Source organism: Acinetobacter kanungonis (assembly GCF_009939195.1).
Lineage (GTDB): Bacteria > Pseudomonadota > Gammaproteobacteria > Pseudomonadales > Moraxellaceae > Acinetobacter > Acinetobacter kanungonis.
In genome coordinates this window covers 136,604-157,816 of the sequence record NZ_JAACKC010000006.1, presented here as the reverse complement: position 1 = coordinate 157,816, position 21,213 = coordinate 136,604, and the positions used below count along the sequence as shown (strand labels likewise).

Genomic DNA, 21,213 nt, shown 5'->3' with positions numbered 1-21,213 from the left:
GAGGAAGTATATGGATCGTCATGACTTGGCTTATTTGCATCCCGCAGCAGACCTACATTTTTTGGATAGTTCCTTACCTGAACCTGCTAGACAAAAAGTGTACCAGTTGCTGCAACAGTCCGTGCCGATGACCATTTGTCGGCAGGACAATGACGATGTAACTCAGGTTAAGCTGGCGATCAATTGCTTGGTTGATGGGTGTAAATATCGTGTGGCTTGCTTGGTCGAAGCGGATGAAATTCAGCTCATTACCCGACCACTTTCCTTACATACCTTATTAATTGAACGTCCTCGGACTTTTCAAGATGCAGCACTGCATGATTTTGCTAAAGCTTTAATCACACTCAACTGTGAAGTTTATGTTTATGGCTCCTATGCCTACGAATATCTGACCCAAGAAGCCTATGTACGTGCTACCTCGGATTTAGATTTGGTTTTATATCCGCAAGACATGTCAAGATTAGCAGACATTTTACAACTGATTCAAAAAACACAAACTTTAAGTGCAGTCCGTTTAGATGGTGAACTTAAAATCCATCCAGTCTGGCATGTTTCATTTAATGAATTGCTGATGATTTATCCTGACGTTAAGCAGAGCATTATCGGCAAAGGTTTGCAGCGTGTGGACATGCTGAAATTAGAACAACTATTAGAATGGAATCTTGAAGATGCAAACTGTACAGAAGCATGACCATCTATTCTTAGATATTTCGCAGCATGCGATGCGCTTAGATCTTCTGGCGCGAACAGCGCTTTATGATGAAGTAAGTTTGGCGCATAAACCCGGTTTGGTTTGCCCAACCACGCAAGGTAGCCATCAAGATATGGATTTTGCCTTGTTTGAGCGTAGCATCCAGTCCCTAACTTATTATTTTCAAGAACAATGTTTAAATGGCTATCATGAAATCAGTTTTGACAGCATTCGACAATGCGGGATTCAAGCTGAACAGGATATGATGGCAGCCACCAAGCAGGTGAATACCCATAAAGGGGCGATTTTTAATTTAGGTTTCGCCAGTGCAGCCGTAGGAAAATGTCTCGCCGCCGATACGCCTATACATGCAGATGCCGTTAGTAAAATGCTCAAGCAAACATGGCAAGACGAATTACTGCATCATTTAGAACGCAACCCGAATAGTCATGGGCAGCGTATGCGCAGTCAATATGGCATTACGGGGGCAATTGAAGAGGTGGCTTCTGGTTTTAAAACTGTTATGGATGTCGCGCTTCCACATTATTCAGCCATCTATGACAGAACTGCGGATCAAAACAAAGCCTCGATTCAAACTTTGTTTGCTTTAATGGCACATCTGCAAGACACTAATATCGTTTGGCGTGGTGGTTTATCCGCTTTATATATTGTGCAAGACATGGCAAAACAGTTTTTGGCGCGTGGTGGTGTATTACAACAACACTGGGTCGAAGATGTGCAGAAAATTGAAGATTATTTTGTGCAACATCGTCTAAGCCCAGGTGGTAGTGCCGACCTATTAGGCGTGACTTTATTTTTGCTGAAGGTGGAACATGAATTTCGCAATTATATTTAGTGGGCAAGGTTTACAGAATTTATCTCATGTACAGCAACTCAAAGACTTAGCCCTCGAGTTAAATGTTACTCAGCAACTGCAACAGTATTTACCGAAATTATTTGATCCAGATTTAAGCGAAGCGGATTTATATCCGAATGATTTTGCCCAGCCTTTTATTTTTGCACTGCAATGGTGTCGTTGGCAAAAGTTAAAACCGCTATTAGATGAAATTATCAGCTTTTCAGGTTATTCACTGGGAGAACTTAGTGCCCTAAGTTGTTCAACAGACATTAGTTTTGAGCAGGGGCTATATCTGGCACAGCAACGTGCATTATTGATGACGGCTGCTGCACAAAGTTCAAGTGGCTTAATGTCAGTGCAAGGAATTAACTTGAAAGCCCTTGAACCACTTTTAACAAAGACAGCTACCGAGGTTTCAATCAAAATCAGTGACAGCAGTTTTATTGTCGGTGGTGATGATGAAAACCTAAAACAATTGACGCTACAACTTGAACAGCAGGGCGTACGTTCGGTGAAACGACTGAATGTTACGATTCCTTCTCACACCCCCTTAATGAATAGCGCTGTAGCCCCGTATCAGCAAGTTTTGCAGCAACAGACGTTGAATCGCCTAAGTATTCCAATGATTAGTGGTTCAGGTGGACAAAAATACTTTAAATCCAGTGAAGCGGTCGATGCGCTCATTGAGCAAATGAACCATGCCATAGATTGGGATTCTTGCTTAACCGCCATTCAAGAAAATCAACCTGATATCGTCCTCGAGATTGGACCGGGCACTGCATTAAGCAAAATGTTATTGGAGCGACACCCAAGTTGTGCGGTCAGAGCAGTCGATGATTTTAAGACTATGCAAGGGCTAGAGCTTTGGATTGAAAAGCAGATCAATACCTATTCCTAAATAAAATCTTTAATGGCTTAGAAGGTTTTAGTCTTTATCAAGTCATGTTGCAGGTGCTTTGCAGAAATTCATTTAAGTCAAAAATATGATTTGGTTGGAACAATTGCTTATTTCAGCTGAAGTGAAAGATTGAGTATATTGATTGAACTGAAATCAACTTGGAGCATTAAGCTATGACCATTAAATCGATCCGTTACAACCGTGGAGAACTCGCTTGCTGAACCCTCCCATGTGCAGTGCAATGTGCAAAACACTTAGATCATATGAAATGGGGTGCAAAGGCATAAGGTCTAAATCCATCAACACGCAACATGATAAATTCAAACAGACAAAGACAATAAAATTATAAAGTCCCAATTGTTGGGACTTTTTTTTGCTATTTAATGTATGAAACAGCTATTTCAGTCACGCTGTTGTACAGCGCGTTCGACTTCTTCCGGTTCAATTTTCTGAATCTTATTACCAAAGCTGCGTAACCACCAAGTCAGTTGTGAGGTGAAAGGCACAGTAGCTGAAATTTGAACAAGATTGTCTGCTAAAGGCGTCACCACTTGATCTTTGCTCAGTTGGCTTTCTTCGAAATAGTGCGCTTCACATTCTGGAATCGTAAGTTTTAATGCAACATTATCGGTCGGTTTGGTGTAATCCACTCTAAAACCGAGTGCGCCAGATTCAATATATGCATCAATATCGAAGTTTACTGGATGCAGTGCGCGTGATTCGAGCACTTTGGCTGATTTAAAACGGTGCAGGGCAAAGGTCTGAATGTCAGTTTTATCAAAACGAGTGCAGATTAAATAAATCGTTGCACCTTTTTGCACCAAAGCCAATGGATTAAGCGTATAAACGCTTTCTTCCGCCTGTGGTCGTTTCTGATAAATACACTCTAATTGTTTGTCTTGTAATAAGCCTTCATAAATCGCTTGTTGAGCTGCACGATCTACGACAGGCGGAATTAATGGTTGATTGGCTGGCACAATACGAACCCGATTAATCCACTGACGTACGTTGTTTTGGGTCGATAAACTGCGTCGAGCCAAATCAAACCAAGGGTTCATTTCTTCGAGCAAACTTGGCGGTAACAGGTGCTTTAAATGTTCTTCGACCATCATAAAGGTAACCGCTTGTGAACTGGTCATATGCGGCAAACTTTGAATGGGTGCATCAGAGCGCCAACGCCAGCCTTGCGGTACAGTTTTGTTACTTTCGATAGGAAATCGCTGCGAAATTTGATTTAAATCACGCTGAATGGTGCGCAAACTGATATCAATGCCTTCTCTTTGTAAGAGTTCTTGTAATTCTCGCGTACCCATCCATTTACCCGTAGAAAGGCGAGACAGGATTTGCCATTGTCGATAAAGACTATTCGAAGTTTCTTTTTCTTGTGCAGACATAATTAAAAAATAGATCAGTTGGAATTTACAAGACTATGTCCAACACAATAAAAAAACCCGACCCGCTTGGCAAGTATTTCTCAAACAATAGGGCAAAGAAAGTCCAATAATTTTAGACACAACATCAAGCAGAAATGACATTGAGTGCAGCAGGAATACATGAATAAATAGCGTTACAGCAAAGGAGATGCAAGGAATGGCATCCTTATTGCTAGATATAAAAATGTAGTGCTATAAATATAAAGAGGGTCATATGCTTAAAGAGAATGAGATTGCAGAGATAAACGGTTTATCACGAGATGTGGATACTAAGCAATTGACAGGAAAAGTGGAGGGTATAGCAAAACAACAGGAGAAAACACAGTTACTTTTTGAGAGAACCAATTCCGTTTTTTTTAATGAAATGTTAGATGATCATACAGTTTCTGAAACTGCATGCGCAAAAATAGAACAATGGCTTTCACAATATACATTAGATGATTTACAAGCTTTAAATCAGCGTGCTAAAGAACATTTTTTATATGAGGGCATTACTTTTACCGTATATGGCGAAGCAGAGGGGACTGAGCGAACCATTCCTTATGATGTGATTCCACGTGTGATCGCAAGGAAACAGTGGAACAAAATATCACTCGGTTGTGGGCAACGTGCCAAAGCCTTAAACCTTTTTCTACATGATATTTATCATCAACAAGATATTCTCAAGGCTGGCATCGTACCTGAATTACAGGTACTGAAACATGAAGCCTATCAACCGCACATGTGCAATCACAGTTTAAAAGGCAAAATCTATAGCCAAATTAGCGGGATTGATATTGTCCGTGATCGTCATGGTGAGTTCTATGTATTGGAAGATAATTTAAGAACACCATCAGGCGTGTCATACATGCTTGAAAGTCGTAAAATCAGTCAAAAATTAATGCCAGAACTTTGTCAGCAAAATAACTTACAAGGCATTGAACATTACCCATTATTGCTTAAAGACATCTTGGCTGAAAATGCCTTAGTCGATAACCCCTTTATTGTCATTTTAACGCCAGGTCGTTTCAACAGTGCTTATTATGAACACTCCTTCTTGGCAAGGGAAATGGGTGTGCCTTTAGTAACATCGCGTGATCTTTACGTCGAAAACGATAAGGTTTATGTCAAAACCGTGCGGGGCAAACAACAGGTTGATGTAATTTATCGTCGTATTGATGATGATTATCTCGATCCATTGTGTTTTATGCCGGATAGTACGCTAGGGGTTGCGGGCTTAATGTCTGCCTATTTGCAAAAAAATGTGGTCATCGCAAATGCTCCGGGTACAGGTGTGGCGGATGACAAATCCATTTATCCTTATGTCGATAAAATGATTCAATTTTATTTGGGCGAACAGCCAGTTTTAAAGAATGTTCCTACCTATCAATGTCGTGAAAGTCATGATCTTGAATATGTGTTGGATAATCTATCTCAACTGGTTGTTAAAGAAGCTCAAGGTTCAGGTGGTTACGGCATGCTGATCGGACCACATGCTTCTGCACAACAAATTGCAACGTTCAAAGATAAAATTTTAGCGACACCACATCTATATATCGCACAGCCAACTTTGGATTTATCCGTCTGTCCAATGCTGACAGATACTGGTCTTTCAGAGCGTCATATCGATTTACGTCCATTCGTGCTGAGTTCACCTTACCGCACAGAAATTGTGCCTGGTGGTTTAACCCGTATGGCGATGCAGGAAGGCTCTTTGGTCGTGAATTCCTCACAGGGTGGTGGAATTAAAGACACTTGGGTTGTAGACCATCTCCATTCATAAACAATAACCACAAAGATTGAGGAGCAATTTCATGATTTTACTGAATACCAATGCACAACATATTTTTTGGTTAGGTCGCTATTTAACCCGTATTGAATATTTATGTACCCAATTTCCATTTACAGATGACCAAAAGGCAGTGACCTTTGCGCATGCTTTTTGTTTACCCGCGTTTGATGCCAGTTCACTAAATGAATTGGTGTTAGATCCTGAACAGCCTTATTCCTTTATCCAGCAGTTTCAATATGCAAAAGACAATATTCAGGAGTTAAGAGGGGTATTTTCAGCGAAAACCTATGCTGAATTGAACCAATACATTCGCAATGCCTGTGAAAACTCCACCTGCATTTGTGATGTAATTGCAGATTGTCGAGAAGTACTTGAAGCTGAACCTGAGGAAATCTTCTTGTTTTTCTCTTTGGGGCAAACGCTAGAACAATTGGATCGCCAGCTACGTTTAAAGCAGGATCAGACCCAAACCTTACAGCATATCGCTGGATTTATTGAAGTTCTAGAACAGATGGGATGGGAGAGTTTAGATGAGGCTTGGCAACAACTCAAAACTCAGCCAGATCAAATGAGTTTCTATAATTTTAGTGATCAGGTGCAATATCTGTTTGAGGTGAATGCATGAAACTCATGATTAATCATCAAACGCATTATCAATATACTGAACAAGCGTGTAATAGCATTCAGTATATTAAAATGACACCTTTTAATAATACACATCAAAAAGTGCATTACTGGGATGTCAGTGTGCCGGGTGAGCGTTGTGTGAAGCAGGATGCCTTTAAAAATATCTGGATTACCAGCTCACAACGTTTTGCCTATGAGCAGATGACCATTATGGCGCAGGGCATTATTGAATTGTCTCCTAAGCCTTTTGCTTTAAACATGACGGATCATCTGAATCCTTATCTTTTTTTGCAACCAACGCCGACCACGTTGTGTAATGCTGAAATGAAGGAGTTTGCACATCGTTTAGTGCCTGAAATTAACCGTCTCAATTTGATGAAACTTTCAGAAGCGATTTTGCAGCATATTCCGTATTTACCGAATCAAACCTCAGTCAAAACCTCATCCATTGACGCATTTCAAGATCGTCAAGGAGTTTGTCAGGACCATAGTCATGTATTTATTGCCATGTGCAAGGCTTTGGGCTTGCCAGCGCGCTATGTTTCGGGTTATTTATTTGTGCCAAATACATCACACCTTGCCAGTCACGCTTGGGCTGAGGTATTTCTAGATAACACATGGTATTGTTTTGATACCAGTAACCAGCTTTTCAGCCCTGAAGCGCATGTCTATGTTGCAGTGGGGCGTGATTACTGGGATGTTGCCCCAATTCGTGGAGTGCGCGAAAAGGGTGGTATTGAATCAATGCACTCAATTGTTCAGGTACTTGCATGTTAATGTGAGTGTATTAAGGGGAAGAGATGACTTATTGTTGTGCGCTACGATTAAAGGATGGACTTGTCTTTATTAGTGACACGCGAACCAATGCAGGCGTGGATCATATTTCTGTATTTCGAAAATTGTATACTTTCGGGATCGAGGGCGAACGTTTCATTACCATTCAAACATCGGGGAATTTAGCCACAACACAAGCTGTCATTGGCTATTTGCAGAATCAGATTGATTTAAAGCGTGAACCGAATTTACTCAGTGTCGATTCCATGTTTGAAGTTGCAGAATTGGTTGGGCATACTTTGCAGAAAGTGATCTCGGATGTCACTGAAAATACCCATGAGCAAAGTAATTACTATTGTAGCTTATTGGTCGGTGGGCAAATTGGTGAGAATGAAATGCAACTGTATAATATTTACCCGCAGGGTAATTTTATCTGTGCAACCAGTGATACGCCTTATTTCCAGATTGGTGAAAGCAAGTATGGCAAGCCGATTCTTGACCGCGCATTGACCTATGACATGCCATTAAGCGAGGCATTGCGTTGTAGCTTAATTTCATTTGATTCGACTTTACGTTCAAATGTTTCAGTGGGAATGCCTTTAGATGCGTTAATCTATACCAAGAACAGCTTGCACATCCCTGATGGTAAACGTATTACAGACGAAGACCCTTATTTCCAGCGGATCAGTAAGCAATGGTCAGATACCTTACGTAATGGCTTACAAGAACTGCCTAATCCTTCCGAAGACTATTTTAAATAAGATTTTTACTTAGAATCTTCTATGAATAGCGCGATTAATCGCGCTATTCTTTTATCAGTACAACATACCAATAACAACAAGCTCAGGATGAAAGATTATGTATCAACTCTGCTATGCGAGTCAGGCAAAATCCAATGCAGAACACTTATTGCAAGATTTACGCGATATTTTGTCAGAAGCGCGAGATTTTAATGTGCGCCATCAGATTAAAGGGGTGCTGTGCTATGCAGATGGTGTCTTTTTTCAGTGTTTAGAAGGTGAGCAGGATACTGTATTGGGCTTGTTGGATAAAATCAGATTTGACCAGCGTCATCATGCAGTCAATATATTGTCGACGCGAGAAACGGATTCAGATGCACATTTTCAAGATTGGAGTATGAAATATATTGGTCGGCATTCTGAAATTTATCAGTATTTCGAACAACTCGGATTACAGCAGTTTAATCCTCTCTTGCTGCAGCAGCAGTCACTCCAGAATTTTCTCGAATTACTTTATCATCTTCCAGAACAACCTTTATAAAGGCTGAATATCTTATAACTAGAACATAGATACTGCTTGTTCTCATAAGATAGCAGTATCTAGATCTAATGTGTCATAAGCTTCTATTTAAGCGTGCGCAGTGGTCGTTGGCTTAAGCGGCATAGAAGTTCATAGCCAATAGTGCCATTGGCATCTGCAACATCATCTACTAAGCGTTGTTTGCCCCATAGTTCAACTGGTGTACCAATGCTAATGTTGAGTCCTGTCACATCAATGGCAATCATGTCCATTGCCACGCGACCAACCACAGGCACGGTCTTGCCATGAATCACAACATAGTTTTGTTTGATGTAAGCACGTGGATAACCATCCCCATAGCCAATTGAAACAATGGCTAAATCCATATTCTGTTGTGCTGTAAAGGTTGAACCATAGCCGACTTGTTCACCCGCTTGAATGTGGTTGAGTGCAATTACTTCCGCACTAAAGGTCATCACGGGTTGTAAATCTAAAGCGTGAACATCACGATCTGAAAAAGGCGTAGCGCCATACAACATAATGCCTGGACGTACATAATCGAAATGCAGTTCAGGCCAACGATAGATGGCAGCAGAATTACAGCAAGATGCGAGAATAGGGGAGCAACTTTCTTTGACCTGCAAAAATTGTTGGATCTGTTGTTCGTTTAAAGGGTGATCAGCATCAGCATTGGCGAAATGCATAGCCAATACACAGCTAAAACCTTCAGCTTTGAGTAAATGAAGAACATCAATAATTTCAGTGACTTTAAAACCTAAGCGGTTCATACCACTGTTGAGTTTAACCCAGACTTTCAGCCCAAGTGCGTTGTACTGTTCTTTGTGTTCGAGTAACCAATCGACTTGTTGTTGATGATGCACAATACATTCTAATTTGTGCTCAATCACAGCCTGCATTTCATCTGCCGTAAAAATACCTTCAATCAAGGTGATTGGTTGTTGGTAGCCTAAAGCACGAATTTCAAGGGCTTCTTGTAAACAAGCGACACCAAAGGCATCTGTTTCTTTTAAGGCTGCGAGACAGTCTTTGACACCGTGTCCGTAGGCATTGGCTTTGACCATACTGACGATTTTTGCTGTTGGGGCAAGTTGTTTCACACGGTTTAAATTATATTGAAGTGCTGAATGATCAATACAAACTGTAGCTTGGCGCACCCGAATTACTCCTTGGGAACAGGGAATGGCTAGATTAAAACGATTGCTTTATTTCAAGTCATAGAATGAGAAGATGATGATTTTGTGCTGTTTATGAAGCAAAACCACAAAATACGCCCGTTATTGTAGACCTATAAAATACAAATACCCATCTAATTTCATGGCTTTATTCCATATAAATGTGAGGCTTGCAGGGATTGTTCGATTAAAGCGCGTATATTTTCGTTCTTATTGGAAATTTAAGATCTTTAAATGAAAAAAATGGGCATAAAGCCCATTTTCTTATTCTTCATCATCGTACTGAGCATAAAACTCAGGGGATAAGTTACTAAAACGCGTATATTGACCTTCAAAAGCCAGTCGAACAGTACCAATAGGACCGTTACGCTGTTTACCAATGATAATTTCAGCAGTACCCGCTTCTTTGGATTCTTTGTTATATACCTCATCTCGGTAAATAAACATAATTAAGTCGGCATCCTGCTCGATCGCACCCGATTCACGTAAGTCAGACATTACAGGACGCTTGTTTGGTCGGTTTTCGAGCGAGCGGTTAAGCTGAGATAAGGCAATCACAGGGCACTGCATTTCTTTTGCCAACGCTTTTAAGCTTCGTGAAATTTCACCAATCTCACCGACACGGTTATCGCCCATACCAGGTACTTTCATCAACTGTAAATAGTCGACCATGATACAGCCCAGCTTACCACCATGCTGTTTGGCAATTCGGCGCGCACGTGCACGAACTTCTGTTGGCGGTAGGGCTGAAGAATCATCAATATACAGGTGCTTTTCTTGAAGTTGTAGAATGGTACCTGTGACTTTAGACCATTCATCACCATCCAGTTTCCCCGAACGTAAATGTCCTTGATGCACTTTACCGTAGGCAGAAATTAAACGCATGGCGATCGAATCTGCTGGCATCTCCATGGAGAATACAAGTGCAGGCAAGTCACAGTTAAACAACACACTTTCCACCAAGTTCATGGCAAACGTGGTTTTACCCATGGATGGACGTGCCGCGACAATAATCATATCTCCAGCTTGCATACCTGAAGTTTTATTGTCTAACTCAAGAAAGCCTGTGGTTAAACCTGTAATGTTGCCATCTAACTGCGAAAGTTCGTTTAATTTATCGAAAACATCCGCAACAACAGTATTAATGGCTTTAGGACCTGCATTTTTCTTATTGTTATTGTGCTGTTCGGCAATCGAGAAAATGTTGGTTTCAGCCAAGTCTAGAATCTCACTCACGCTACGACCTTTGGTGTCATAAGCATTCTGTAAAATTTCAGAACTGACCTTGATCATATTACGTAAAGTCGAGAATTCTTTAATTTTATTGGCATAGGTTTCTAGGTTATAGAAACTTGATGGTGAATCCGCCATCAGCTGCATTAAATATTCTTCACCACCAATGGCTTCTAGTAGATTTTGCTTGATCAGCCAGTCGTTAACCAAGACGGCATCATAAGGGGAGTTATCTTGGGCGAGCTTTTCGATGGCACGGTAAATATACTTATGACGTGTCGCATAAAAATCTTGTTCATTTAGAACATCACTTACTTGTTCGAATGACTCAGCAACAGTCATCAGCGCAGCAAGTACGGCCTGTTCAAGGGCTAAATTATGTGGTGGTGTACGAAACTCTTTGAGTTGATTCGACTCATTGATTTTGTTGTCTGCTTTGGTTGAGTTTGCTGTAGCAGTGGCATTCGCCTGAGACATATATCAAAAACCTAAAGATAAAAGCATGAATGAATAATGCAGAGAGCAGTGCATAGCATCATGATGATTTCATCCATAATACGCACTCTGATATAGAATAGTATCAAAATTTAAGCCCATTTTGAGCTTGAATTTTACGAGATAGAAAATTTAGAGATAAAAAAAGAGCATGCGTGAGCATGCCCTTTTTCTTGCAAGAAATTACTCAGATACGATAGTAACGAGAACTTCAGCAACAACATCATGATGCAATTGGATTGCGATGTTGAATTCGCCAGTGTGACGAAGTGCACCGTTTGGTAAACGAACTTCTGCACGGTCAACAACAAGACCAGCATTCGTTAAAGCGTCAGCGATGTCACGAGTACCGATAGAACCGAAAAGTTTACCTTCGTCACCAGCTTTAGCAGTGATAACGATGTTAACTTCGTTCAATTGATCAGCACGTGCAGTAGCAGCACCTAATACTTCAGCTTCTTGTTTCTCAAGTTCAGCACGACGAGCTTCAAAAGCAGCAGTGTTTGCTTCAGTTGCAGCTACAGCTTTACCTTGAGGGATCAAGAAGTTACGACCATAACCAGCTTTAACTGATACTTTGTCGCCTAATTTACCAAGGTTTTTAATGCGTTGTAATAAGATAATATCCACAGCTCAACCTCACTTATGATTGTCAGTGTAAGGGATCAAAGACAAGTAGCGAGCTTGTTTAATAGCAAGCGCTAATTGACGTTGGTAACGAGCTTTAGTACCTGTAATACGGCTAGGAACAATCTTGCCGTTTTCAGTGATGTACTGTTTTAAAGTGTCGATATCTTTGTAGTCGATGTACGTAACGTTCTCAGCTGTAAAGCGGCAGAACTTGCGACGACGGTAAAAACGTGCCATTGATGTTCTCCTTATGCTTCAGCAGAGTCTTGAGCAGCAAGTTGTGCTTCTTCACGTTGTGCTTTACGCGCACGCTTTTCTTCAGCACTCTTAGCCAACAAAGACTCTTCAGTGATTGCGTTTTCACGACGGATGATTAAGTTACGAAGGATCGCGTCGTTGTAACGGAACAATTCTTCTAACTCATCAAGAGTAGTTTGACCACACTCAACATTCATAAGAATGTAGTGAGCTTTGTGGATCTTGTTGATTGGGTAAGCCAATTGACGACGACCCCAGTCTTCAAGACGGTGGATTTGACCTTCAGCTTCTTTGATGTGAGTTAGGTAACGTTCTACCATACCCACAACTTGATCGCTTTGATCTGGGTGTACCAGAAGTACGATTTCGTAGTGACGCATTGTCAGCTCCTTACGGATTATACAGCCCCTAACGTAATTATTAGAAGCAAGGAGTCACAACCAAGGTTGTGTCGCATTAGATGCGAGGGGTGAATTTTAGAAGGTTTAACAATAAAATTCAAGCAATATTAAATTTATGTTTTGAAAAAGAAAATAGGGGATTTATCTAAATGCGGAGGAGATAGAAGCTTACAAATAGTAATTATATGAAGGAAAGAGATTTAGACCAGCTCTAAAAGATAGAGAGGAGGTCTCTATCTTTTAAAACAGGGGTAAATGTGGGGCAGGGCTTACATAGCTAAAACTGAAGCTAAAACTTAATGCTGTAATCAGAATTACAGAATATAAGAAATAACGTTTAGCCCAAACTTGATCATTTTCAGCTTTAAAACCAATAATTGATAAATATACCCAATAGGCACATAAACCATTAAAAGTAATTAGGAAGAATAAGTTTGTGTAACCAAAACAATATAAACCGTTGAGTACTGCTGCAAACAAGATCACGTAAATCAGGCTTTCGACCTTGGTACGTAAAATTGAACGTGCAACAGGTAAAATTGGAATACCTGCATTTTTATAGTCATCGAAACGATAAATCGCAATTCCCCAAGAATGAGGCATTTGCCATAGTGCATATGCTAAGAAAATTAGTAATGCAGCTACATCGAATTCGTTAGAAACAGCCGTGTACCCAATCACAGGAGGGCTTGCTCCTGAAATACTGCCAATCACGGTTTGGTGAATGGTGGTACGTTTGCTCCAAAGACTATAAAACCCAACATAAACAACAAAACCAAGAACAGCAAAACCAAAAGCATAAGCGTTGACAAAAAACCATAACATGCCAAAACCTAAAAGACCCAAGACAGTTGCAAAGATCAGTGCAACAGTTGGACTAATGGTTTTTTTAACAAGTGCACGGTTTTGAGTACGTTGCATCTTCTGGTCAATGTCTTGATCGATGACATTGTTTACTACACATCCTGATGCAACAACCAAGGTTGTAGCCAGAAGGGTAATCAGAAGTAAAAGGAAATCTACAGAACCTTGGGCGGCTAAAAAGAAGCCGCCCAAAGTGGTAACGAAGTTACCAAAGAGAATTCCTGGCTTAGTCAGGAATAAATACTTTTTCAACATGACAACCAGTTTAGAGCATCATGTTGAAGTGGAGGTAATTCATAACCCAAACAGAACCGATCAAAAGAACGGCAATTGTAAGAATTGTATAAATGAATGCAATTACGTTCCAACGTTGCTCTGCAGAAGAGTTCATGTGCAAGAAGAAAATCAACTGTACAAGAACCTGAGCAACAGCAGTAATACCAATTACTGCAAGCGTTGCACCACGGCCAAAGTTCTCTGGGTTCATTGCCATATAGAATGGAACAATGGTTAACAACACAGAGACAATAAAACCGATGGTATATTGCTTCACGGTACCGTGAGCTGCATCAGATGCATGATTATCATGACCCATTAGAGAACTCCCCTCAAGTAAACTACGCTGAATACACAGATCCATACGATGTCAAGGAAGTGCCAGAACAAGCTCAAGCAAGCAAGACGACGTGTATTCGGTAATGTCAAACCATATTTCTTGATTTGAACCATTAACACGATCATCCATACCAAACCAGAAGTTACGTGAATACCGTGCGTACCAACCAAAGTAAAGAACGCAGATAAGAACGCACTTGTGCTTGGACCATGACCAGCGTGTACAAGATGATTAAACTCGTACAGTTCCATGCCAATGAACGATGCACCAAATACCCAAGTAATAGCTAACCACATTAAAACTTGGCTAACATTCTTTTTGTAAGATGCAAGTACAGCAAAACCAAATGTTACAGAAGAAATTAAGAGAGCAAAGGTTTCAACTAATACGAAACCTAAAGACTCACCGAAAAGATCTTTTGCACTTGGTGTGCCCGGTGGAACGTGACCACTTAATACAACGAAAGCAATGAAGAGTGTACCGAATAGGATCAAGTCACTCATCAAGTATGACCAGAAACCAAAGACAGTGATGTCAGTATCATCGTGGTGATGATGCTCATCGTGTCCGTGGTTGTCGTGATGAAGTACTTCAGCCATTGTCTTAGTCCTTCTTCAAGTGTTTTTCAAGAATCGCATAGCGTTCGTTTTCAATGCGCTCAACTTCAGCAGCAGGAACATAGTAATCAACTTTCTTAGTGAAAGAGCTTACGATGAAGCTGATGATTGCAGCAACAAAGGTAACGACAACTAACCACCAAATGTGCCAGATTAAACCGAAGCCCATAACTGTGATGAACATTGCGATTACAAAACCAGCAGCACGGTTTGTCGGCATATGAATATCTTCATAAGACGCTGGACGTGCATAAGCAACACCATTCTCTTTGTCATTCCAGAAAGTATCGATACCGCTGATTTTTGGAAGGTGAGCAAAGTTATAGAACGGAGCAGGTGAAGACGTAGACCATTCAAGTACACGACCATCCCATGGATCGCCTGTAAGGTCCATGTTGTCGTGGCGTTGTAAGAAACCAACGATGATTTGCATTAAGAAACATGCAATACCGATCGCAATTAATACAGCACCAAACAATGCGATTGTGATGTACGGATCCCATTCAGGGTTGTCATATGTATTCAAACGACGAGTCATACCCATGAAACCAAGGATATAAAGTGGCATGAATGCAAAGTAGAAACCGAAGAACCAGAACCAGAATGCTGCTTTACCCCAAGCTTCATTAAGCTTCCAACCAAACATTTTTGGCCAGTAGAAAATGATACCCGCAAACATTGCGAATACAACACCACCAATAATTACGTTATGGAAGTGAGCGATAAGGAATAAAGAGTTGTGTACTAGGAAGTCCGCAGGTGGAACAGCCATTAATACACCAGTCAAACCACCGATACCGAAAGTCACAAGGAAGCCAAGTGTCCATAGCATTGGAGTTGTGTACGTAATGCGACCTTTGTACATGGTGAATAACCAAGAGAAGATTTTCACACCAGTCGGGATCGCAATAACCATAGTCATGATACCGAAGAACGCGTTAACGTTGGCACCTGCACCCATGGTAAAGAAGTGGTGAAGCCATACAACGAATGACAATACTGTAATTGCGACTGTTGCATACACCATTGATTTGTAGCCGAACAACGTTTTGCGAGCAAAAGTTGATACAACTTCTGAGTAAATACCAAATGCTGGTAATACCAAGATATATACTTCTGGGTGACCCCAAGTCCAAATCAAGTTTACGTAAAGCATTGGGCTACCGCCAAGCTCATTGGTAAAGAAGTGGAAACCGAAGTAACGATCTAGAGATAACATTGCAATTGTTGCAGTTAACACTGGGAATGCAGCAATAATCAGAACTGCTGTACAAAGTGCAGTCCAAGTGAAAATTGGCATATCCATAAGTTTCATGCCAGGTGCACGCATCTTGATGATGGTAACAAAGAAGTTAACACCAGTTAAAAGCGTACCTAGACCAGAAACCTGTAGCGCCCAGATATAGTAGTCAACACCAACACCAGGAGAGTATTCAATGCCAGAAAGAGGAGGGTAAGCCATCCAACCAGTAGCAGCGAATTCACCTAAAGCAAGTGAAACCATCATTAAGCCTGCAGCACCAGCAAACAACCAGAAACTTACAGAGTTTAATAATGGGAAGGCAACGTCACGAGCACCAATCTGTAAAGGTACAGAGATGTTCATTAAGCCTACAACAAGACCCATCGCTACGAAGAAGATCATGATTACACCGTGAGCGGTGAAGATCTGGTCATAGTGTTCTGGGTGTAAATAACCTTCACCGCCACCACGAGCGAGGAAAAGTTGTAAACGCATCATGATCGCATCTGCGAAGCCACGAAGTAACATGACTACAGATACCAAAATATACATGATACCAATTTTTTTATGGTCTACAGATGTGAACCATTCAGTCCACAAGTAGTTCCATTTTTTGAAGTAGGTAATACCTGCAACTGCAGCAATACCACCTAAAACCATTAATGCAACCGTTACCAACACGATAGGATCATGTGGAATCGAGTCTGGACCTAACTTACCTAAGAAGCTCATGTCTTATTCCCCTACAGCCGATGAAGCAGGTTCAACTGCGGCATGTGCATCAGCAGCAGCCCCGTGAGCACCCGCAGTAGCTGAATGATCAGCACCGTGATAGTTACTCATGTATTTGTTGATCACTGATTCAAATAAGCCTTTCTCAACAGAAGAGTAGTAAGTCACTGGATGTGGCTTAGTTGGATAAGGCTTCATTGCTTCAGCAGCAGCCTTTTCTTCAGGAGTAGTCGCTTTAGCGATAAGAACTTCGATCTGATGATGCGAACGGTTGCCATCACGCAAGGTTGCGAATTCAGCTTGGTCTAAAATACCTTTCTGAATTGCTTCAGGGTTAATTGAAGTACCGTTGCCTGCTTTCACCGCTGCTACCCATTCAGCAAACTGAGCTTCAGTCACCGAATGCGCACGGAAACGCATTTGCGAGAAGCCGTAACCTGAGTAGTTAGAAGAGAAACCGCGGTAGCCTTCAGCTGGGCTAGTTTCATTTGCTAACAAGTGCAGGTGTGTTTGCATACCAGCCATAGTATAAATCTGGCCAGAAAGTGCAGGAATGAAGAACGAGTTCATTGTGAAGTTAGACGTTAAACGCAAGCTCACAGGAGTTTTCTCTGGGAAGCGAATTTCGTTAACTGTCGCAATTTCTTGTTCAGGATAGATAAATACCCATTTGAATTGTTCAGCAATAACCTGAACAGTTAAAGGAGCTTTATCTGAATCGATCGGACGGTATGGGTCATACTTGTGTGAACCCCACCAAGTTAACCAAGCTAAAATACCAATAATAATAACTGGAACACCCCAAACTACAATTTCAATAGCAGTTGAGTGTGCCCAAGTAGGTTTATAGTCTGCATCTTTATTAGACGAGCGATATTTCCAACCAAACCATAATGCCATTAAGATTGATGGAATTACCACCAATAGCATTAAATAGATCGCAGTCATCATCAAGTCACTTTGACCTTGAGCAACTGGACCTTTAGAGTTTAGAAGTACCATATCACCACCGCACCCAGTTAAGAGCGCAGCAATCGTTGATAAAGACAATACAGCTAAAATCGTTTGTCTCATTTTACAACCTCGGTGAAGAGTCCCATTCCCTAAATAATATGGGATAGCGATTAAAGTGTCGCATGATTGAGAATTTTGATTTTTTGCTTAAAAAAACTTCTCAATCATGTGGCACCGCTACGTTGTAGGGCATTATGCCTGATATCGCTCAACTAAGCTATATATAAAGTCGCTTTAAATGACTGTTATAAAACCTGATTTTTGGGGTCGGAATTAGCGCTTGGTTAATTTTTTTTATTGAAATATCAATCTAATGAATTAAAAAAGGGATGAACATGTCATCCCTTGGTTTTCTGGTCAGTTATTGTTTTATCACTATGGTTTTTGCTAGTTTATCGTGCAATGTCTGTCTATTTTTTCCTAAAGCGAATAAATAATCAGCAATGGTGATAAATGGCATAAACAACATGTTTAGGATGATAAATACGATACTGCGAAGCAGGAAAATTCGAGTTAAATTTACTTTTTCACCATTTTCTGCATCTACAATTTTAATGCGGGTCAATTTTTTACCAATACTCTGACCTGACTTGGCTAAAAAGAATGCCTGAATTGCAAGCATAATAATGATGTATGCAAACATGGTTTGCCAAGCTTCAACTGGAATGAGTGCGAAAAGCTGTTGCTGAAGGTGCATGGCTTGAGTCGATGTATCTGCGCTTTGCATCTTTTGTTGAATACTGGATAGTTCATTGACCTGATCGGCATTCAAGAAGAAAGAAGGAATGGCAGCAGCAGGGAGCCAAAGCAATAGATCAATAATTTTGGCTAAAGCACGAATATTAATTGAAGCAAGCTCTTGAGTCTGAGTTTTGTTTTCAACTTTAATTTGGCTAATGGTCGGATTTTGTAGAGGTGCATGTACGAGTGGTACATAACCTGTTGGTGTATAAACAAGTTTCCCTTGGGTTAATTCACCTAAAGCTTTCCATTCGGTCATACCTTCATGCCAAGCCAAATCAGTAAGGAGTACTTGTTGGCTGGCAAGCATTTGATTCAACTGTTCTAAAGTATATGGACCAGCTTGTTGATTATTACGTGCCAAGTAAATTTGCATAAAAATAAAATCTCAAAAATGAAAAGAGAAAAAAAGACCCACTAATGGGTCTTTTTTTAACATGTTTTTTTAAGCTTGTTGAGCTTTTTCTTCTGCAAGGAAGAACCAAGTGTCTAAAACTGAGTCTGGATTCAGGGAAACTGACTCAATTCCTTGTTCCATCAACCATTTTGCGAGGTCTGGATGGTCAGAAGGACCTTGACCACAAATACCGACATATTTGCCAGCTTTACGGCATGCATGAATAGCCATTGAAAGTAATGCTTTTACTGCTGCATCACGTTCGTCAAATAGGTGAGAAACAATACCTGAGTCACGGTCAAGACCAAGCGTCAACTGAGTTAAGTCATTTGAACCGATTGAGAAGCCATCAAAATGCTCAAGGAATTGTTCAGCCAATAATGCATTGGTTGGTAATTCACACATCATGATGACTTTAAGACCGTTCTCACCACGTTTAAGACCATTTTGTCCTAATAGTTCAATTACGCGTTTTGCTTCATGTACTGTACGTACAAAAGGAATCATGATTTGAACATTGGTTAAGCCCATTTCATCACGAACTTTTTTCAATGCGCGGCATTCTAATTCAAAGCAGTCACGGAAGTTTTCAGAAACGTAGCGGCTTGCACCACGGAAACCTAACATCGGGTTTTCTTCTTCTGGCTCGTAAAGTTTACCGCCAATCAAGTTTGCATATTCGTTTGATTTGAAGTCAGACATACGCACAATGACTGGTTTGTCAGCAAATGCAGCAGCAAGTGTTGAAATTCCTTCTACTAACTTTTCAACGTAGAACTCGATAGGAGAAGCGTAGCCAGAAGTACGAGCAAGAACAGCAGCACGTGTTTCACGCGGTAAGCTGTCAATGTTTAACAGTGCTTTAGGATGCACACCAATCATACGGTTGATGATGAATTCTAGACGAGCAAGACCAATACCTTCGTTTGGAATTTGAGCAAAGTCAAATGCGCGGTCAGGGTTACCTACGTTCATCATGATTTTGAACGGAAGTTTTGGCATTGAATTAATGGAGTTGCGTTGAATTTCGAAATCTAACGCACCTTCATAGATGAAGCCTGTATCACCTTCAGCACAAGAAACTGTTACTTCTTGACCATCAGTTAAAACTTCAGTTGCGTTACCACAGCCTACAATTGCTGGAACACCAAGTTCACGTGCGATAATTGCAGCGTGACATGTACGACCACCACGGTTCGTCACAATTGCCGCAGCACGTTTCATGACTGGTTCCCAGTCTGGGTCAGTCATGTCAGAAACAAGTACGTCACCTTCTTGAACTTTGTCCATTTCTTTAATGGAAGTGACAATACGCACTTTACCAGAACCGATACGTTGACCAATTGAACGACCTTCACAAACCACGGTACCTTTTTGTTTAAGCAGGTAGCGTTCCATGGTGCCGACATTTTCACGGCTTTTTACAGTTTCTGGACGGGCTTGCACGATGTAAATTAAACCGTCATCACCATCTTTCGCCCATTCAATGTCCATAGGCGCTTGATAATGTTCTTCAATAATCAATGCTTGTTTAGCAAGTTCTTGAAGCTCATGGTCATTCAGTGCAAATTGTTGGCGTTCAGTTTTTTCAACATCAACCACGACAACAGATTTACCCGCAGCACCTTCTTCACCATAAATCATTTTTTGGTGTTTAGAGCCAAGGTTACGACGCAAGATCGCGTGTTTTCCTGCTTTAAGTAATGGCTTAGAAATATAGAATTCGTCAGGGTTTACTGCACCTTGTACGACCATTTCACCCAAACCATAAGACGCAGTAATAAATACAGCGTCACGGAAGCCAGATTCTGTATCAAGTGTAAACATTACACCAGCAGCACCAGTTTCAGAACGAACCATACGTTGGATACCTGCAGAGAGGGCAACGATGTCGTGAGCGAAGTTTTGGTGAACACGGTAAGCAATAGCGCGGTCATTATAAAGTGAAGCAAATACTTCTTTGATTGCGATCAGAACGTTGTCGATACCACGAATGTTCAAGAAGGTTTCTTGTTGGCCTGCAAATGAAGCATCTGGTAAATCTTCTGCTGTCGCAGATGAGCGAACGGCAACCGCGATATCAGGGTTGCCGTTTGAAAGAGTAGCGAAAGCGTCGCGAACTTCCTTTTCTAATTCCGCTGTGAGCGGGGTATCTACAATCCATTTACGGATTTTTGCACCAGTTTCAGCAAGTGCAATTACATCATCAACATTTAATGCTGCAAGTTCCGCGTTAATTTTAGCGTTGAGTCCACTTTGCTCGAGAAATTCACGATACGCAGCAGCTGTAGTAGCAAAGCCCCCAGGTACTGATACACCTGCATTTGCTAGGTGGCTAATCATCTCGCCAAGAGATGAGTTTTTACCACCCACGAGCTCTACGTCGTGTTTCCCTAATTTTTCTAGACCAATTACGCGCGCTTCCAAAGTTGTTACTCCACTTTTGCAGTATTAATCACTATCTTG

The 21,213-nt window shown here is 41.0% G+C and carries 21 protein-coding genes; 8 read left to right on the top strand and 13 right to left on the bottom strand.

Features of this window, described 5'->3' with window-relative positions; translation table 11 throughout:
* The first annotated feature begins 10 nt into the window (after positions 1 to 10).
* From mdcG to GWK51_RS12830, 3 genes are read left to right on the top strand one after another with little or no spacing between them, the layout of a single operon-like run.
* Positions 11 to 691 (top strand): malonate decarboxylase holo-[acyl-carrier-protein] synthase, encoded by a 681-nt coding sequence (gene mdcG / locus GWK51_RS12840; RefSeq protein WP_161934005.1) that lies wholly within the window; start codon positions 11 to 13, stop codon positions 689 to 691.
* Positions 669 to 1,547, top strand: a complete 879-nt coding sequence (mdcB, locus tag GWK51_RS12835; protein ID WP_161934004.1) for a triphosphoribosyl-dephospho-CoA synthase MdcB — start codon at positions 669 to 671, stop codon at positions 1,545 to 1,547. Before mdcG ends, mdcB begins: the two co-directional genes overlap by 23 nt.
* Positions 1,525 to 2,448: an acyltransferase domain-containing protein gene (locus tag GWK51_RS12830; RefSeq protein WP_161934003.1), complete on the top strand. Its 924-nt coding sequence runs from the start codon at positions 1,525 to 1,527 to the stop codon at positions 2,446 to 2,448. The genes mdcB and GWK51_RS12830 overlap by 23 nt, the downstream gene beginning before the upstream one ends.
* 401 nt (positions 2,449 to 2,849) lie before the next feature.
* On the opposite strand, the gene GWK51_RS12825 is transcribed toward GWK51_RS12830, so the two are convergent.
* Positions 2,850 to 3,842 carry a helix-turn-helix transcriptional regulator gene (locus tag GWK51_RS12825; protein ID WP_100241772.1) on the bottom strand — a complete coding sequence of 331 codons (993 nt, stop codon included), beginning with the start codon at positions 3,840 to 3,842 and terminating at the stop codon, positions 2,850 to 2,852.
* 253 nt (positions 3,843 to 4,095) lie between these two features.
* Between GWK51_RS12825 and GWK51_RS12820 the strand changes: the two genes are divergently transcribed.
* The 5 genes from GWK51_RS12820 to GWK51_RS12800 all read left to right on the top strand — a co-directional run bounded on the left by GWK51_RS12820 (position 4,096) and on the right by GWK51_RS12800 (position 8,334).
* Positions 4,096 to 5,643, top strand: a complete 1,548-nt coding sequence (locus tag GWK51_RS12820) for a circularly permuted type 2 ATP-grasp protein (RefSeq protein ID WP_161934002.1) — start codon at positions 4,096 to 4,098, stop codon at positions 5,641 to 5,643.
* A 31-nt stretch (positions 5,644 to 5,674) separates the two neighbouring features.
* A complete protein-coding gene (locus tag GWK51_RS12815) occupies positions 5,675 to 6,277 on the top strand; it encodes an alpha-E domain-containing protein (protein WP_100241770.1) in 603 nt (200 codons plus the stop codon).
* The gene (locus GWK51_RS12810; protein WP_161934001.1) at positions 6,274 to 7,056 is read left to right on the top strand and encodes a transglutaminase family protein; all 783 of its coding nucleotides are present in this window, start codon (positions 6,274 to 6,276) and stop codon (positions 7,054 to 7,056) included. The genes GWK51_RS12815 and GWK51_RS12810 overlap by 4 nt, the downstream gene beginning before the upstream one ends.
* Before the next feature lie 23 nt (positions 7,057 to 7,079).
* Positions 7,080 to 7,814: a proteasome-type protease gene (locus GWK51_RS12805; RefSeq protein WP_100241768.1), complete on the top strand. Its 735-nt coding sequence runs from the start codon at positions 7,080 to 7,082 to the stop codon at positions 7,812 to 7,814.
* 97 nt (positions 7,815 to 7,911) lie between these two features.
* Positions 7,912 to 8,334: a BLUF domain-containing protein gene (locus GWK51_RS12800; protein WP_216071769.1), complete on the top strand. Its 423-nt coding sequence runs from the start codon at positions 7,912 to 7,914 to the stop codon at positions 8,332 to 8,334.
* Positions 8,335 to 8,417: 83 nt separating this feature from the next.
* Here GWK51_RS12800 and alr read toward each other — a convergent pair whose 3' ends face one another.
* From alr to ppsA, 12 genes are all read right to left on the bottom strand, one after another.
* Complete coding sequence (alr, locus tag GWK51_RS12795) at positions 8,418 to 9,488, bottom strand: alanine racemase (RefSeq protein WP_161934000.1); 1,071 nt, start codon at positions 9,486 to 9,488, stop codon at positions 8,418 to 8,420.
* Positions 9,489 to 9,770: 282 nt separating this feature from the next.
* Complete coding sequence (gene dnaB, locus GWK51_RS12790; protein WP_142768572.1) at positions 9,771 to 11,216, bottom strand: replicative DNA helicase; 1,446 nt, start codon at positions 11,214 to 11,216, stop codon at positions 9,771 to 9,773.
* Between the two features lie 201 nt (positions 11,217 to 11,417).
* Positions 11,418 to 11,864, bottom strand: a complete 447-nt coding sequence (rplI, locus tag GWK51_RS12785; protein WP_016166409.1) for a 50S ribosomal protein L9 — start codon at positions 11,862 to 11,864, stop codon at positions 11,418 to 11,420.
* Positions 11,865 to 11,873: 9 nt separating this feature from the next.
* The gene (gene rpsR / locus GWK51_RS12780) at positions 11,874 to 12,101 is read right to left on the bottom strand and encodes a 30S ribosomal protein S18 (RefSeq protein ID WP_004278792.1); all 228 of its coding nucleotides are present in this window, start codon (positions 12,099 to 12,101) and stop codon (positions 11,874 to 11,876) included.
* Between the two features lie 11 nt (positions 12,102 to 12,112).
* Entirely contained in the window at positions 12,113 to 12,502 is a 390-nt protein-coding gene (rpsF, locus tag GWK51_RS12775; protein ID WP_116759542.1) for a 30S ribosomal protein S6, read from the bottom strand.
* A 261-nt stretch (positions 12,503 to 12,763) separates the two neighbouring features.
* Positions 12,764 to 13,642 carry a heme o synthase gene (gene cyoE, locus GWK51_RS12770; RefSeq protein WP_161933999.1) on the bottom strand — a complete coding sequence of 293 codons (879 nt, stop codon included), beginning with the start codon at positions 13,640 to 13,642 and terminating at the stop codon, positions 12,764 to 12,766.
* Between the two features lie 10 nt (positions 13,643 to 13,652).
* Positions 13,653 to 13,982: a cytochrome o ubiquinol oxidase subunit IV gene (gene cyoD / locus GWK51_RS12765; RefSeq protein ID WP_100241763.1), complete on the bottom strand. Its 330-nt coding sequence runs from the start codon at positions 13,980 to 13,982 to the stop codon at positions 13,653 to 13,655.
* Positions 13,982 to 14,602: a cytochrome o ubiquinol oxidase subunit III gene (gene cyoC, locus GWK51_RS12760; RefSeq protein WP_100241762.1), complete on the bottom strand. Its 621-nt coding sequence runs from the start codon at positions 14,600 to 14,602 to the stop codon at positions 13,982 to 13,984. The genes cyoD and cyoC overlap by 1 nt, the downstream gene beginning before the upstream one ends.
* A gap of 4 nt (positions 14,603 to 14,606) precedes the next feature.
* Entirely contained in the window at positions 14,607 to 16,595 is a 1,989-nt protein-coding gene (cyoB, locus tag GWK51_RS12755; RefSeq protein WP_100241761.1) for a cytochrome o ubiquinol oxidase subunit I, read from the bottom strand.
* A 3-nt stretch (positions 16,596 to 16,598) separates the two neighbouring features.
* Entirely contained in the window at positions 16,599 to 17,669 is a 1,071-nt protein-coding gene (gene cyoA / locus GWK51_RS12750; protein WP_142768574.1) for a ubiquinol oxidase subunit II, read from the bottom strand.
* A gap of 301 nt (positions 17,670 to 17,970) precedes the next feature.
* Entirely contained in the window at positions 17,971 to 18,726 is a 756-nt protein-coding gene (locus tag GWK51_RS12745) for an RDD family protein (RefSeq protein WP_161933998.1), read from the bottom strand.
* Positions 18,727 to 18,795: 69 nt separating this feature from the next.
* Complete coding sequence (gene ppsA, locus GWK51_RS12740) at positions 18,796 to 21,174, bottom strand: phosphoenolpyruvate synthase (RefSeq protein ID WP_100241758.1); 2,379 nt, start codon at positions 21,172 to 21,174, stop codon at positions 18,796 to 18,798.
* Positions 21,175 to 21,213: the final 39 nt, after the last annotated feature.